13 protein-coding genes are annotated in these 15959 nt (G+C 63.0%); all 13 read left to right on the forward strand.

Annotated features, from left to right (window positions below; translation table 11 throughout):
- The first annotated feature begins 285 nt into the window (after window positions 1-285).
- A complete protein-coding gene (locus tag AC1D0N_RS14390) occupies window positions 286-1593 on the forward strand; it encodes an NADH-quinone oxidoreductase subunit E (protein WP_477244888.1) in 1308 nt (435 codons plus the stop codon).
- 10 nt (window positions 1594-1603) lie between these two features.
- Window positions 1604-2908 carry an NADH-quinone oxidoreductase subunit NuoF gene (nuoF, locus tag AC1D0N_RS14395; protein ID WP_477244889.1) on the forward strand — a complete coding sequence of 435 codons (1305 nt, stop codon included), beginning with the start codon at window positions 1604-1606 and terminating at the stop codon, window positions 2906-2908.
- A gap of 81 nt (window positions 2909-2989) precedes the next feature.
- Window positions 2990-3697, forward strand: coding sequence for an NADH-ubiquinone dehydrogenase (locus AC1D0N_RS14400; RefSeq protein WP_477244890.1), 708 nt, complete (start codon window positions 2990-2992; stop codon window positions 3695-3697).
- A 115-nt stretch (window positions 3698-3812) separates the two neighbouring features.
- Complete coding sequence (gene nuoG / locus AC1D0N_RS14405) at window positions 3813-5894, forward strand: NADH-quinone oxidoreductase subunit NuoG (protein ID WP_477244892.1); 2082 nt, start codon at window positions 3813-3815, stop codon at window positions 5892-5894.
- A gap of 2 nt (window positions 5895-5896) precedes the next feature.
- Window positions 5897-6940: an NADH-quinone oxidoreductase subunit NuoH gene (gene nuoH, locus AC1D0N_RS14410; RefSeq protein WP_477244894.1), complete on the forward strand. Its 1044-nt coding sequence runs from the start codon at window positions 5897-5899 to the stop codon at window positions 6938-6940.
- Entirely contained in the window at window positions 6940-7431 is a 492-nt protein-coding gene (gene nuoI / locus AC1D0N_RS14415; RefSeq protein ID WP_023812382.1) for an NADH-quinone oxidoreductase subunit NuoI, read from the forward strand. The genes nuoH and nuoI overlap by 1 nt, the downstream gene beginning before the upstream one ends.
- 123 nt (window positions 7432-7554) lie before the next feature.
- Window positions 7555-8175 carry an NADH-quinone oxidoreductase subunit J gene (locus tag AC1D0N_RS14420; RefSeq protein ID WP_477244895.1) on the forward strand — a complete coding sequence of 207 codons (621 nt, stop codon included), beginning with the start codon at window positions 7555-7557 and terminating at the stop codon, window positions 8173-8175.
- Window position 8176: 1 nt separating this feature from the next.
- On the forward strand, window positions 8177-8485 hold the full coding sequence (gene nuoK / locus AC1D0N_RS14425) for an NADH-quinone oxidoreductase subunit NuoK (RefSeq protein ID WP_477244897.1): 309 nt from the start codon (window positions 8177-8179) through the stop codon (window positions 8483-8485).
- Between the two features lie 11 nt (window positions 8486-8496).
- A complete protein-coding gene (gene nuoL / locus AC1D0N_RS14430) occupies window positions 8497-10470 on the forward strand; it encodes an NADH-quinone oxidoreductase subunit L (protein WP_477244899.1) in 1974 nt (657 codons plus the stop codon).
- A complete protein-coding gene (locus tag AC1D0N_RS14435; protein WP_477244901.1) occupies window positions 10470-11978 on the forward strand; it encodes an NADH-quinone oxidoreductase subunit M in 1509 nt (502 codons plus the stop codon). The genes nuoL and AC1D0N_RS14435 overlap by 1 nt, the downstream gene beginning before the upstream one ends.
- A 19-nt stretch (window positions 11979-11997) precedes the next feature.
- Window positions 11998-13434 (forward strand): NADH-quinone oxidoreductase subunit NuoN, encoded by a 1437-nt coding sequence (gene nuoN, locus AC1D0N_RS14440; protein ID WP_477244903.1) that lies wholly within the window; start codon window positions 11998-12000, stop codon window positions 13432-13434.
- Between the two features lie 2 nt (window positions 13435-13436).
- Window positions 13437-14258, forward strand: a complete 822-nt coding sequence (locus AC1D0N_RS14445; protein ID WP_477244905.1) for a biotin--[acetyl-CoA-carboxylase] ligase — start codon at window positions 13437-13439, stop codon at window positions 14256-14258.
- 21 nt (window positions 14259-14279) lie between these two features.
- On the forward strand, window positions 14280-15950 hold the full coding sequence (locus AC1D0N_RS14450) for a ribonuclease J (RefSeq protein WP_477244907.1): 1671 nt from the start codon (window positions 14280-14282) through the stop codon (window positions 15948-15950).
- The last annotated feature ends 9 nt before the right edge of the window (window positions 15951-15959 follow it).

Genomic DNA, 15959 nt, shown 5'->3' on the forward strand with positions numbered 1-15959 from the left:
CAGTGCGCGAATTCGGTGGCGATGTGCTTCTGGATTCCGGAATTTTTGTACTCGGTCCACCGCGCGGGCAACCCTGTAGCAAGAGCGAGAGAACCTTTGTCGCAGAGGTACCGAGCTTGGCTCGGCCCGGTGATTGTGGACGAGTAACTTGGTGGAATGACCGTTACGACGAGTACGTCCGCCTGAGGCGTGGAAATGAAGAGTTCGTATGTGTGGTTGGGCGATCCGAGGATTGCTATCGCGCCTACATCTCTACCCAGTAGAAACACAAGAAGCGAAATCGCAATGTCAGTCCGCCGTCTCGCAGAAGCCAGCGTCCAGCCAGCCTCCTTCGCCTTCAACCGGGCGAATGCGGCAGCGGCCAAGCAATGGATCAAGAAATATCCCAAGGGCCGCGAGCAATCCGCGATCATCCCCTTGCTCATGCTGGCGCAGGAGCAGGAAGGCTGGGTGACCAAGGCGGCGATCGAGACCATCTCCGACATGCTCGGCATGCCCTATATCAGAGGGCTCGAGGTCGCGACCTTTTACACGCAGTACCAGCTGAACCCGGTCGGCACCCGTGCCCATATCCAGGTCTGCGGCACCACGCCTTGCATGCTGCGCGGTTCGGAAGCGCTGATGGATGTGTGCCGGTCGAAAATCCATCACGACCAGTTCCACACCAACGACAAGGGTACGCTGTCGTGGGAAGAGGTCGAATGCCTCGGCGCCTGTGTCAACGCGCCGATGGTGATGATCTTCAAGGACACTTTTGAAGATTTGACGCCGGAACGTCTTGCCGAAATCATCGACCTCTACGGCGCCGGCAAGGGCGCGCAGGTCCAGCCGGGACCGCAGAATGGCCGCACCACGTCGGAGCCAATCACCGGTCTGACGACGCTGAAAAGCGAAAAGGCGATCCTCAAGACGACCCGCGACAAGGAAGCCAGGGCAGCAGCCAAGGCCGCCCAGGATGCAGCCTCTACTGCCTCGGCTCCAACCGCGCAGGCCGCCGCCGCGCCGGCTGCCAAGGTGTCACAGGCGCCGGCTTCCCCCGTTGCGCCGTCGAAGGCCGGCAAGCCGAAGACGGACGCGCTCGAAACCAGCCCGGCGCTGAAATCGCCTTCACCGGTCAAGGTCGCACCCGAAGTGGAAAAGGCGGCGAGCGTTTCGGCGCCATTGCATTCGGCCGCCAATGCCAACAAGGCTGCGACGGAAGTCGAGGGCGTCTCGAAACAGCGCAGTGGCCCCAAGAACAAAGCGGAGCCGGTGACTGCCTTCAAGGCGCCGGAAGTCAAGACTCCAGCCGCCAAGGCCAAACCGTCGCTCGAGGACAAGAACCGTCCGGCCGGCATCGAGAAGCCGGCGCTGGTCGACGACCTCAAACTGATCTCGGGCGTCGGCCCGAAGATCGAGGGTACCCTGCATACGCTTGGCATTTTCACCTATGCGCAGGTCGCTTCCTGGAAGAAGGCAGAGCGCGAGTGGGTGGACGGCTATCTCGCTTTCCACGGCCGTATCGAGCGCGACGACTGGGTCAAGCAGGCCAAGGCGCTCGCCAAGGGTGGGGTCGCCGAATACATCCGCGTCTTCGGCAAGAAGCCGGTCTGAGGGACGAACAATGCTGGCTGACAGAGACCGCATCTTCAACAACATCTACGGCCGCTTCGACAAGTCGCTGGCCGGCGCGATGGCGCGCGGCGCCTGGGACAACACCCCCGGCCTGATCGCCAAGGGGCGCGAGTGGATCGTCAACGAGATGAAGGCCTCGGGCTTGCGCGGCCGCGGCGGCGCTGGCTTCCCGACCGGGCTGAAATGGTCGTTCATGCCCAAGCAGAGCGACGGCCGGCCAAGCTATCTCGTCGTCAACGCCGATGAATCCGAACCCGGCACCTGCAAGGACCGCGACATATTGCGCCACGACCCGCATACGCTGGTCGAGGGCTGCCTGATCGCCGGCTTCGCCATGGGCGCGATCGCCGCCTACATCTATGTGCGCGGCGAGTTCATCCGCGAGCGCGAGGCGCTGCAGCGCGCCATCGACGAGGCCTATGCGGCCAAGCTGATCGGCAAGAACAACACCTCCGGCTATGACTTTGATATCTATATGCATCACGGCGCCGGCGCCTATATTTGCGGCGAGGAAACGGCGCTGCTCGAAAGCCTGGAAGGCAAGAAGGGCCAGCCGCGGCTGAAGCCGCCTTTCCCGGCCAATGTCGGCCTCTATGGCTGTCCGACGACGGTCAACAATGTCGAATCGATCGCCGTCGCGCCGACCATTTTGCGCCGTGGCGCGTCGTGGTTCTCGTCCTTCGGCCGCCCCAACAATGTCGGCACCAAGCTGTTCTGCATCTCCGGCCACGTCAACAATCCGTGCACCGTCGAAGAGGCGATGTCGATCCCGTTCCGCGAGCTGATCGAGACGCATTGCGGCGGCATCCGTGGCGGCTGGGACAATCTGCTGGCGGTCATTCCGGGTGGCGCTTCGGTGCCGCTGGTGCCCGCCGAGCAGATCATCGATGCGCCGATGGATTTCGACGCGTTGCGCGACCTGAAGTCGGGCCTCGGCACGGCGGCCGTCATCGTCATGGACAAGTCGACGGATGTCGTGAAGGCGATTGCGCGGCTTTCCTACTTCTACAAGCACGAGAGCTGCGGCCAGTGCACGCCATGCCGCGAAGGCACCGGCTGGATGTGGCGGGTGATGGAGCGGCTGGTGCGCGGCGAGGCGCAGAAGCGCGAGATCGACATGCTGCTCGACGTGACCAAGCAGGTCGAAGGCCACACGATCTGCGCGTTGGGCGATGCGGCGGCATGGCCGATCCAGGGTCTGATGCGGCATTTCCGCGGCGAGGTGGAGCGGCGCATCGACGAGTTTTCACGCAACGCGCATCGGGCCGAACCGGTGATGGTGGCGGCGGAATAGTCGAAGAATTTGAAATGCGGGCGAAAGCCCGAAACTGGCATACCGGGGCGGGGCATACGAAGAAACGACCAGGAGATATTGATGGCGCTGTATTCGATACCCTACCCGATGCCCGACATGGACCAATACGAGAAGATGAATCAGGATCTGACGAGGATGATGCCAAAGGAGATGGCCAGCGCCGTCAACCTTTTGGCGCACCCTGTCGCGGGGGCCGCCGCGATGTCGGCGCTCGGCATTGGGCTGGCCAACCACGCCTTCGGTGTCTGGATGGGCGCGCTTTCAGGTGCCGCCGAGGCGTCGCAGCGGCTTCTCCAGCCGATCGTCGACGATTTCGAAGCAAGAAGCGAACGCTTTTCAGAGGCCACGACAAGTTCGTCCACCAAGGCGCGCGCGGCGACCAAGACCTTGATCGCCGAGGCGCAGACCTTCGCCCAAGATGTGACCGATATTGCTGCGCGGACCGTCGAGGAGACGCCGGCCGCAATCGATGCGAGCGCCGTTGTCGGCAAAGCGGCGAACGGGTTGATGCCTGAGGATTTCAGGCAGCCCAAAGCCATGGACCGTCCGGCAAAGCCGTCGGATCTCAAGGCGATATCGGGCATCGGGCCGAAGCTCGAAAAGGTGCTGAACGGCCTCGGCGTCTGGACATTTGCCCAGGTCGCAGCCTGGGCTCCGGAAGAGATCGCCTGGGTCGAGGATTATTTGTCGCTCAACGGCCGCATCGGCCGCGATGAGTGGGCCCGTCAGGCGGCGGCACTTGTGCTGGCCGCCAAGGCCAAGAAGTAGGGGCGGGGCAAATTGAAGATAGAAACGCTGAGATCGCCGGCATGATGATGAATGGCATCAGGTTGAGCGATCTTTTTCAGGCATATGAGACGGCGAAAACCGCCGGGGGCAATTGATGGCAAAGCTCAAGGTCGACGGGAAAGAGATCACTGTACCCGACCACTACACGCTGCTGCAGGCGGCCGAGGACGCTGGCGCGGAAGTGCCGCGCTTCTGCTTCCACGAGCGGCTGTCGATCGCCGGCAATTGCCGCATGTGCCTGATCGAGGTGAAGGGCGGGCCGCCCAAGCCGCAGGCTTCCTGCGCCATGGGCGTGCGCGATTTGCGCCCCGGCCCGAATGGCGAGCCGCCGGAAATCTTCACCAACACGCCGATGGTCAAGAAGGCCCGCGAAGGCGTGATGGAATTCCTTTTGATCAACCATCCGCTGGATTGCCCGATCTGCGACCAGGGTGGCGAATGCGACCTGCAGGACCAGGCGATGGCCTTCGGCGTCGATTCCTCGCGCTATCACGAGAACAAGCGCGCGGTCGAAGACAAGTATATCGGGCCGCTGGTCAAGACGGTGATGAACCGCTGCATCCATTGCACGCGCTGCGTCCGCTTCACCACGGAAGTTGCCGGCATTTCCGAGCTCGGCCTGATCGGCCGCGGCGAGGATGCCGAGATCACCACCTATCTCGAAAGCGCGATGACCTCTGAATTGCAGGGCAATGTCATCGACCTTTGTCCGGTCGGCGCGCTGACCTCGAAGCCGTTTGCCTTCCAGGCGCGGCCGTGGGAGCTGACCAAGACCGAATCCATCGACGTGATGGACGCCGTCGGTTCGGCGATCCGCGTCGATAGCAGAGGCCGCGAAGTGATGCGCATCCTGCCGCGTGTCAACGAGGCGGTGAACGAGGAGTGGATTTCCGACAAGACCCGTTTCATCTGGGACGGACTGCGCACGCAGCGCCTCGACCGCCCCTATGTGCGCAAGGACGGCAAGCTCGTGCCGACAGGCTGGGCCGAGGCTTTTTCGGCGATCAAGGATGCGGCGTCGAAGGCGGCGCCTGAGAAGATCGGCGCCATTTCCGGCGACCTCGCGGCGGTCGAGGAAATCTACGCGCTGAAACTGTTGATGGCCGCGCTCGGCTCGAAAAACACCGACTGCCGCCAGGATGGCGCAGCGCTCGATCCGTCGCTCGGCCGGGCCAGCTACATCTTCAACCCGACCATCGAAGGCATCGAGCAGGCCGACGCGGTGCTGATCATCGGCGCCAATCCGCGCTTCGAGGCCTCCGTGCTCAACACCCGCATCCGCAAGCGCTGGCGCATCGGCAATCTGCCGGTCGGTGTCATCGGCGAGATCGGCGACACGCGCTACGACTACGAACAGCTGGGCGCCGGGCCGGAATCGTTGAAGGATTTGGCTGACGGCAATGGCAAGTTCTTCCAGGTGCTGAAGAAGGCGACGCATCCGCTGATCATCGTCGGCCAGGGCGCGCTGGCGCGCCCGGATGGCGCGGCGGTGCTTGGCCAGGCGGCCAGGCTGGCCGCCGCCGTCAACGCAGCCCGCGCCGACTGGAACGGCTTTGCCGTGCTGCACAATGCGGCCGGGCGCGTCGGCGGCCTCGATCTCGGCTTCGTGCCGGGCGAGGGCGGCAAGAACGTCGCCGGCATGCTAGGCGGGATGGATGTGCTGTTCCTGCTCGGCGCCGACGAGATCGACATGGCCAAGACCGGCGGCGCTTTCGTCGTCTATGTCGGCACGCATGGCGATCAGGGTGCACACCGCGCCAACGTCATCCTGCCGGGTGCTGCCTACACTGAGAAGTCGGGCACCTATGTCAACACCGAGGGACGCGTGCAGCAGACCAACCGCGCCGGCTTCGCGCCGGGCGATGCGCGCGAGGACTGGGCGATCTTGAGGGCGCTGTCGGATGTGCTGGGCAAGAAGCTGCCCTTCGATTCGCTGCGGCAGCTGCGCGCCAAGCTCTATGGCGACTACCCGCATCTCGCCCGCATCGACCAGGTCGCCGCCGGCAACGCTGACGACATCGCCAAGGTGGCGAAGCTCGGCGGGCGGCTGAACAAGGGTACCTTCACTTCGCCGGTCAAGGATTTCTACCTGACCAACCCGATCGCGCGGGCCTCGGCCGTCATGGCGGAATGCTCGGCGCTGGCGAAAAACGGCTTCAGGCAGGCAGCGGAGTAGACATGGACACCTTCTTCTCCATCTACGTGCTGCCGGCGCTGATCATCCTGTTGAAGTCGGTCGTGCTGATCGTCGTGCTGTTGATCGCGGTCGCCTATCTGCTTTATGCCGACCGCAAGATCTGGGCGGCGGTGCAGTTGCGCCGCGGTCCCAACGTCGTCGGCCCCTGGGGTACGCTGCAGGCTTTCGCCGATCTGCTGAAGTTCGTCTTCAAGGAGCCGGTTATCCCGTCCGGCGCCAACAAGGGCGTTTTTCTGCTGGCGCCATTGGTTTCCGCGGTGCTGGCGATCTCGGCCTGGGCGGTCATCCCGGTCAATGAAGGCTGGGCCATCGCCAACGTCAATGTCGGCATCCTCTATGTCTTCGCCATCTCCTCGCTTGAGGTCTATGGCGTGATCATGGGCGGCTGGGCATCCAATTCGAAATATCCGTTCCTCGGCGCGTTGCGCTCGGCCGCACAGATGGTGTCCTACGAGGTCTCGATCGGCTTCGTCATCGTCACCGTGCTGCTTTGCGTCGGGTCGCTCAACCTGTCGGACATCGTCATGTCGCAGCAGGATGGGCTGGGCACGAAGCTTGGCCTGCCTAACACCTTCCTCGACTGGCACTGGCTGTCGCTGTTTCCGATGTTCGTCATCTTCTTCATCTCGGCGCTGGCCGAGACGAACCGCCCGCCTTTCGATCTGGTCGAGGCCGAATCGGAACTGGTCGCCGGCCACATGGTCGAATATTCGTCGACGCCGTTCCTGCTGTTCTTCCTCGGCGAATATGTCGCCGTGGTGCTGATGTGCGCGCTGGCCACCATCCTGTTCCTCGGCGGCTGGCTGCCACCCTTCGACTTCGCGCCCTTCACCTGGGTGCCGGGGCTGATCTGGTTCGTGCTCAAGGTCTGCCTGATGTTCTTCATGTTCTCGATGGTGAAGGCGTTCGTGCCGCGCTACCGCTACGACCAGCTTATGCGGCTCGGCTGGAAAGTCTTCCTGCCGATTTCGCTGGCGATGGTGGTGATCGTCGCCGCCTTCCTCAAGCTTACGGGGTTTGCGTGATGTCCGCTCTTTCCCAGGCCGCCAAATCGCTGCTGCTGCAGGATTTCGTCAGCGCCTTCTTCCTGTCGATGCGCCAGTTCTTCGCGCCGAAGGAGACGATCAACTATCCGCACGAGAAGGGGCCGACCAGCCCGCGCTTCCGTGGTGAGCACGCGCTGCGCCGCTATCCCAATGGTGAGGAACGCTGCATCGCCTGCAAACTGTGCGAGGCGATCTGCCCGGCGCAGGCCATCACCATCGAGGCCGGCCCGCGCCGCAATGATGGCACGCGCCGCACCGTGCGCTACGACATCGACATGGTGAAGTGCATCTATTGCGGCTTCTGCCAGGAAGCCTGCCCGGTCGACGCCATCGTCGAGGGGCCGAATTTCGAATTCGCGACGGAGACGCGCGAGGAGCTCTATTACGACAAGGACAAGCTTTTGGCGAATGGCGACCGGTGGGAGCGCGAACTGGCGCGCAACATCTCGCTGGACTCGCCCTATCGCTGACATTTGACGCATGGACGGGGCGAGGGGCCTCGTCTAAGGAAACACGCAACTTGCCGACCGGAGGCGGTCGCAAAAATCAAACAGGACGAGCGTCCTGTTTGGACAGGAACCCGGGGGAACCCCATGCTGAGTGGACTAGAGGCGGCCTTTTTCTACCTCTTCGCCTTTGTCGCGGTGGCGTCGGCGTTCATGGTCATTTCGTCGCGCAACCCCGTGCATTCGGTGCTGTTCCTGATCCTGACCTTCTTCAACGCCGCCGGCCTGTTCATGCTGACCGGCGCCGAGTTCCTGGCGATGATCCTGCTCGTCGTCTATGTCGGCGCGGTGATGGTGCTGTTCCTGTTCGTCGTCATGATGCTCGACGTCGATTTCGCCGAGATGAAGGAAGGCGCCCTGCAATATGCGCCGATCGGCGCGCTGGTCGGGCTGATCCTGGCGGCGGAGCTGATCGTCGTGCTCGGCGGCTATACATTCGCGCCGCAGCTGGCGTCGACAGTGTCAAAACCGATCCCCGATCTTGCCGCACGGACAAACACGGCAGCACTCGGCGACATCCTCTATACCGACTATCTCTACTACTTCCAGATTTCGGGCCTCGTGCTGCTGGTCGCCATGATCGGCGCCATCGTGCTGACGCTCCGCCACAAGCCGGGCGTCAAGCGGCAGTCGATCGCGGCCCAGGTCGGCCGCACGCCGGCGACCGGCATGGAAATCCGCAAGGTCAAGACAGGCGAGGGGCTCTGAGATGGTCGTCGGCATCGCACATTATCTGACCGTATCGGCGATCCTGTTCACGCTCGGCGTGTTCGGCATCTTCCTCAACCGCAAGAACATCATCGTCATCCTGATGTCGATCGAGCTGATCCTGCTCGCCGTCAACATCAATTTCGTCGCCTTCTCGGCGGCACTCGGCGATCTTGTCGGACAGGTGTTCGCGCTGTTCGTGCTGACGGTCGCGGCGGCTGAAGCCGCGATCGGTCTTGCCATTCTCGTCGTCTTCTTCCGCAACCGCGGCTCGATCGCGGTCGAAGACGTGAACATGATGAAGGGTTGACGGGAACCACCATGTATCAGGCCATCGTCTTCCTTCCACTGCTCGGCTTCCTGATCGTCGGCCTGTTCGGCTCGTCGCTTGGCGCCAAGGCGTCGGAATACATCACCTCCGGCTTCCTGGTGATATCAGCCGTGCTGTCGTGGGTCGCCTTCTTCGCCGTCGGCTTCGGTGACGGTGAAGTGTTCACCGTGCCGGTGATGCGCTGGATCCAGTCCGGCGGGCTCGAAGCGTCGTGGGCGCTCAGGATCGACACGCTGACGGTGGTCATGCTGGTGGTGGTCAACACGGTGTCGGCGCTGGTCCACATCTATTCGATCGGCTACATGCACCACGACCCGAACCGGCCGCGCTTCTTCGCCTATCTGTCGCTGTTCACCTTTGCCATGCTGATGCTGGTGACGGCCGACAATCTAGTGCAGATGTTCTTCGGCTGGGAAGGCGTCGGTCTCGCCTCCTATCTGCTGATCGGCTTCTGGTACAAGAAGCCGTCGGCCAACGCCGCCGCGATCAAGGCCTTCGTCGTCAACCGCGTCGGCGACTTCGGCTTCGCACTCGGCATTTTCGGCGTCTTTGTGCTGTTCGGCTCGGTCAATCTCGGTACCATTTTTGCCAATGCGGCGACGTTCATCCCCGCCGAAGGCGCCCCGCAAGGGGCCGCCGTGCTGACCTTCCTCGGTTATGCGCTCGACAAGCAGTCGGCGATGACCATCGTCTGCCTGCTCTTGTTCATGGGCGCCATGGGCAAGTCGGCGCAGGTGCCGCTGCACACCTGGCTACCGGACGCCATGGAAGGCCCGACGCCTGTCTCGGCCCTCATCCACGCCGCCACGATGGTCACGGCCGGCGTGTTCATGCTGGCACGGCTGTCGCCGCTGTTCGAACTGTCGCATTCGGCGCTGACGGTGGTCACCTTCATCGGCGCCTTCACCGCCTTCTTCGCGGCGACTGTCGGCCTCGTCCAGAACGACATCAAGCGCGTCATCGCCTATTCGACCTGTTCGCAGCTCGGCTACATGTTCGTGGCGCTCGGCCTTGGCGCCTATGGCGCGGCGATCTTCCACCTGTTCACGCATGCCTTCTTCAAGGCGCTGCTGTTCCTCGGCTCCGGCTCGGTCATCCATGCCGTCTCCGACGAGCAAGACATGCGCAAGATGGGCGGCCTCAAGGCGCTCATTCCGAAGACCTACTGGATGATGGTGATCGGCACGCTGGCGCTGACCGGCGTCGGCATCCCGGTGACGGTCATCGGGACCGCCGGCTTCTTCTCCAAAGATGCCATCATCGAGGCTGCCTTTGCCGGGCACAATTCGGTCGCCGGCCTCGCTTTCATTCTGCTGGTCATCGCCGCCTGCTTCACCAGCTTCTATTCCTGGCGTCTGATCTTCATGACCTTCCACGGCGAGCCGCGGGCGAGCCACGAGGTCATGCACCATGTCCATGAATCACCGCCGGTGATGCTGGTGCCGCTGTTCATCCTGGCGGCGGGCGCGCTGTTTGCCGGCGTGATCTTCCATGGAGCCTTCATCGGCGAGGGCTATGCCGAGTTCTGGAAGGCATCGCTGTTCACGCTGCCGGACAACCACATCCTGCACGAAATCCATGAATTGCCGCTGTGGGTGGAACTGGCGCCGTTCATCGCCATGCTGATCGGCTTTGCCATGGCCTGGAAATTCTACATCCGCTCGCCGGAATTGCCGCGAAGCGTCGCCGCCAACCATCGCCTGCTCTACGCGTTCCTGCTCAACAAATGGTATTTCGACGAGCTCTACGACTTCCTGTTCGTGCGGCCGGCAAAGGCCCTCGGCCACTTCCTGTGGAAGACCGGCGACGGAACGATCATTGACGGCCTCGGCCCGGATGGCGTTTCAGCGCGCGTCGTCGATGTCACCAACCGCGTCGTCAAGCTGCAGACCGGCTACCTCTATCACTATGCCTTCGCCATGCTGATTGGCGTTGCCGCACTCGTCACCTGGATGATGCTCTGATGACCGCCTGGTCCAACCTTCTCTCGCTGGTCACCTTCCTGCCGCTGGTTGGTGTGCTGCTCATTCTGCCGATCAATGACGACAGCCCGAATGCGCGCCGCAACATCCGGGCCATCGCGCTGTGGACGACGAGCATCACCTTCCTGGTCTCGCTGTTCATCTGGACCGGTTTCGACAATTCGCAGGCCGGCTTCCAGTTCGTCGAGAAGTTTGCGTGGCTGGATTCCGGCATCTCCTACCACATGGGCGTCGACGGCATCTCGATGCTGTTCGTCATCCTGACCACCTTCCTGATGCCGCTCTGCATCTTGGCGTCGTGGGAATCGATCGAGAAGCGGGTCAAGGCCTATATGATCGCCTTCCTGCTGCTCGAAACGCTGATGATCGGCGTGTTCTGCGCGCTTGATATCGTGCTGTTCTACGTCTTCTTCGAAGCCGGCCTGATCCCGATGTTCATCATCATCGGCGTCTGGGGCGGCAAGCGGCGGGTCTACGCCTCGTTCAAGTTCTTCCTGTACACGCTGGCCGGCTCGGTGCTGATGCTGCTCGCCATCATGGCGATGTTCTACCAGTCTGGCACCACCGACATCCCGACGCTTTTGACCCACCAATTCCCTGCCAGCATGCAGACCTGGCTGTGGCTGGCCTTCTTCGCCTCCTTCGCGGTGAAGATGCCGATGTGGCCGGTGCATACCTGGCTTCCCGACGCTCACGTCGAGGCGCCGACCGCAGGTTCGGTGATCCTGGCCGCCATCCTCTTGAAAATGGGCGGGTACGGCTTCCTGCGCTTCTCGCTGCCGATGTTCCCGCTCGCCTCGGAGATGTTCGCGCCGCTGGTCTTCACGCTCTCCGTCGTCGCCATCATCTACACCTCGCTGGTGGCGCTGATGCAGGAGGACATGAAGAAGCTGATCGCCTATTCGTCGGTCGCCCATATGGGCTTCGTCACCATGGGCATCTTCGCCATGAACCAGGAAGGCGTGCAGGGCGCGATCTTCCAGATGCTATCGCACGGCCTCGTCTCGGGCGCGCTGTTCCTGTGCGTCGGCGTGATCTACGACCGCATGCACACGCGTGAGATCGACGCCTATGGCGGGCTGGTCAACAACATGCCGAAATATGCCACCGTGTTCATGGTCTTCACCATGGCCAATGTCGGCCTGCCCGGCACCAGCGGCTTCGTCGGCGAGTTCCTGACCATGCTCGGCGTGTTCCGGGTCAACACCTGGGTGGCGTTCTTCGCCGCCACCGGCGTCATCCTGTCGGCGGCCTACGCGCTCTGGCTCTACCGCCGGGTGATCTTCGGCGCGCTGACCAAGGAAAGCCTGAAGGGCCTGCTTGACCTGTCGACGCGCGAGAAGGTGATCATCTATCCGCTGGTCGTGCTGGTCATTTTCTTTGGCGTCTACCCGGCGCCGGTCTTCGACGCGACGGCCGAATCGGTCAAGACGCTCGTCACCAATGTCACCGCATCCATCGGCTCCGCGCAGACCGCGGCGGCGAATTAACCCAAGGGTTTTGCGAACCATGACGCCAGACCTTCTCTCCAGCCTGTCGCTCTCGACGCCAGAGTTGATCCTCGCCATCGGTGCTTTGGCGCTGTTGATGGTGGGCGCCTATTCGCGCGCAAACACCACCACGACCGTGACCGCTCTTGCCGTCGTCATCCTGGTTGTCGCCTGCGCCTGGATGGTGTTTTCCACCGGGCAGGGCAGTGCCTATGGCAACGCCTTCGTCCAGGATTCCTTCGCCCGCTTCATGAAGGTGCTGTCGCTGGTCGGCTCGGCGGTGACGCTGGTCATGTCGATACGCTTCGCCAAGGCGGAGCATTTCGACAAGTTCGAATATCCGGTGCTGATCCTGCTCTCAACGCTCGGCATGTTGCTGATGATCTCGGCCAACAGCATGATCGGGCTCTATCTCGGCCTCGAACTGCAATCGCTGGCGATCTATGTGCTGGCGGCGATCAATCGCGACAATCTGCGCTCGACGGAAGCCGGCCTGAAGTACTTCGTCCTCGGCGCGCTGTCGTCGGGCATGCTGCTCTACGGCATCAGCCTCGTCTACGGCTACACCGGCAACACCGGCTTCCAGGAGATCGCTACGGCGCTTGGCAGCGGCGAGCGCCAGCTTGGGCTCGTCTTCGGCCTGGTCTTCGTGCTGGCCGGCCTTGCCTTCAAGATCTCGGCGGTGCCGTTCCACATGTGGACGCCGGACGTCTATGAAGGCGCGCCGACGCCGGTGACGGCTTTCCTCGCGGCAGCACCCAAGATGGCGGCGATGGCGCTTCTGGTGCGTGTCACCATGGGTGCGTTCAAGCCGATCGCTTCCGACTGGCAGCAGATCATCGTCTTCATCTCGATCGCCTCGATGGCGCTGGGCGCTTTCGCCGCGATCGGCCAGACCAACATCAAGCGACTGATGGCCTATTCCTCGATCGGCCATATGGGCTATGCGCTGGTCGGCCTTGCCGCCAACAGCCAGGCCGGCGTGCGCGGCGTCGCCATCTACATGCTGATCTATCTGGTGATGACGCTCGGCACCTTCGCCTTCATCCTCGCCATGCGGCGCAAGGAAGGCAACGTCGAGCAGATCAGCGATCTTGCCGGCCTGTCTTCGACCAATCCTGTCATGGCGACGATCCTGACCATCCTGATGTTCTCGCTGGCCGGCATTCCGCCGCTCGCCGGCTTCTGGGGGAAGTGGTACGTGTTCCTCGCCGCCATCAACGCCAATCTCTACGCGTTGGCGATCATCGGCGTGCTGGCCTCGGTGGTGGGTGCCTATTACTATCTGCGCATCATCAAGATCATGTGGTTTGATGAACCGGTCGGCGGCTTCGTGCCGATGGCTAGCGAACTGCGTGTCGTGCTCGGCGTCTGTGGCGCCTTCGTGCTGTTCTATGTGCTGATCGGCGGCCCGATCGGCACCTATGCCGAAGCTGCCGCCAAGACCTTCTTCTGACGGTGACGTTCAGGCTGGCTCCAACCGCTGAGACGGAAGGGTTCCGGCTCGAGGCCCATGACACGGTCGGCTCCACCAATGCGCTGGCGCTGGAGCATGCGCGCAAGGGCGATCGGGGCAAACTCTGGGTCGTTTCCAAAAAGCAGGAAAGCGGACGGGGCCGGCGTGGCCGGGTGTGGGCGACGCCCGAAGGCAATCTGGCGGCGACGCTGCTGGTCATCACGACCGGAGAGCTGCGGCTTGCCGCGACGCTCGGCTTTGTTGCCGGACTGGCGCTGGCCGACGCGCTCGACGCCGTGGTGCCGAACGGCAAGATCGCCATAGGTCTCGACGGCGCAAGCCAGGGCAAGAACCGGTTCGAGCTGAAATGGCCGAACGACGTGCTGGCCTCTGGCGCCAAGCTTGCCGGTATCTTGCTGGAATCGGCAATCCTCGACGGTGGCCATTTCGCGGTGGCGGTCGGCATCGGTGTCAATGTGGTGGCTTATCCCGAGGATTTGCCTTATCCGGCAACATCATTGCGCGCGCTGGGCGCGACATGCGATGCGGAAACGCTGTTTCTGGCGCTGTCGGATGCCTGGAGCGACAATGCGCGGCTGTGGAACGACGGTCGCGGATTGTCCGCCGTCAGGCAGCGCTGGCTGGTGCGTGCGGCGGGGCTTGGCGGCGAGGTTGCTGTCAGGATTGACGGTAATGTGGTGCGCGGTACTTTTGAGACCATTGACGAGGACTGCCGTTTCGTGATCCGCGACGATGAGGGCTCGGTTCTGACGATTGCCGCCGGCGATGTGCATTTCGGCGCGGTTGCGTCCGCCAGGGTTTGACCCGGCAGGAAAGGGAAGATCATGGCGAAAGCTGACAACGCCGAACTCGTGTTCGTGCCGCTGGGTGGTGTCGGCGAGATCGGCATGAACTTCGCCCTCTATGGCTATGGGCCGGCCAGCGCGCGCGAATGGATCATCATCGATGTCGGCGTCACCTTTCCCGACGCGTCGCATCCCGGCGTCGATCTGATCCTGCCCGATACGCGCTTCATCGAGGAGAACCTCGCCAATCTGCGCGGCATCATCATCACCCATGCCCATGAAGACCATTATGGCGCGCTGCTCGATCTCTGGCCGAGGCTGAAGGCGCCGGTGTGGATGACGCCGTTCAGCGCAGGCTTGCTGGAGGCCAAGCGGCAGGGCGAGCAAGGCGCACCGAAGATCCCGCTGACGATCTACCGGGCCGGCGAAAAATTCACCGTCGGTCCCTTCGAGATCGAAGCCATCCCGGTCGCGCATTCGATCCCCGAGCCGATGTCGCTGGCCATCACCTCGCCAGCCGGCACTGTCATCCATACCGGCGACTGGAAGATCGATCCGGAGCCGACGATCGGGCCGAAGACCGACGAGGCACGCTTCCGCTGGTATGGCGACAAGGGCGTGCTGGCGCTGATCTGCGATTCGACCAATGCGCTCAGGGAAGGCGAGTCGCCTTCGGAAGTGGCCGTGGGCGAGGGACTCAAGGGCGTCATCCAGAGCGCCAAGGGCCGTGTCGCCGTCACCACCTTCTCCTCCAATGTCGGACGTATTGTTTCGATCGCAAGGGCGGCGCGCGATGCCGGCCGCCAGTGCCTGGTGCTCGGCCGCTCGCTGAAGCGCGTCATCGATGTGGCCGGCGAGCTCGGCTATATGGACGGGCTGCCTGAGTTCATCGCCGAGGAGGACTTTGGTTTCATCCCGCGCGAGAACCTGGTCATCATCTGCACCGGCAGCCAGGGCGAGCCGCTTGCTGCACTGGCCAAGCTGTCACGCGACGAGATGAAATCGGTGTCGTTTACAGCCGGTGACACGGTGGTGTTCTCCTCGCGCACCATTCCCGGCAACGAGAAGGCGATCCTCGAGATCAAGAACCGTCTCATCGATCTCGGCATCAAGATCATCGAGGACGGCGACGCGCTGGTGCATGTCTCCGGCCATCCGCGGCGCAACGAATTGCGCAAGATGTATGAATGGGTGCGGCCGCAGATCGGCGTTCCCGTGCATGGCGAGGCGGCGCATCTGGTGGCGCAGGGCTCGCTGATGTCGACGTCCGGCATCGGCCAGGTGGCGCAGGTGCGCGACGGCGACATGCTCAGGCTTGCTCCAGGTGCTGCCACCATCATCGACCAGGTGCCGTTCGGCCGCATCTACAAGGACGGCCGGCTGATCGGCAGCGATCAGGCGATGGGCATTCGCGACCGGCGCAAGCTATCCTTTGCCGGTCATGTCGCGGTCAATGTCGTGCTCGACGACAAATATGAGCTGGCCGGCGATCCCGATCTGGTCGCCATCGGCGTTGCCGAGGCCGATGCCAGCGGCGAGAACCTCGAAGATTTGATGATCGACGCGGCAGTCGGCGCCGTGGACTCGATTCCCCGCCAGCGCCGGAAGGACCTCGACCTGGTGCAGGAGGCGGTGCGGCGCGCCGTGCGCGGTGCCGCCAACGAAGCCTGGGGCAAGAAGCCTCTGGTGACGGTGTTCGTCACGCGGTGAGGGCGGCAG

The sequence above is a fragment of the Mesorhizobium sp. P2_E10 genome (assembly GCF_056404235.1).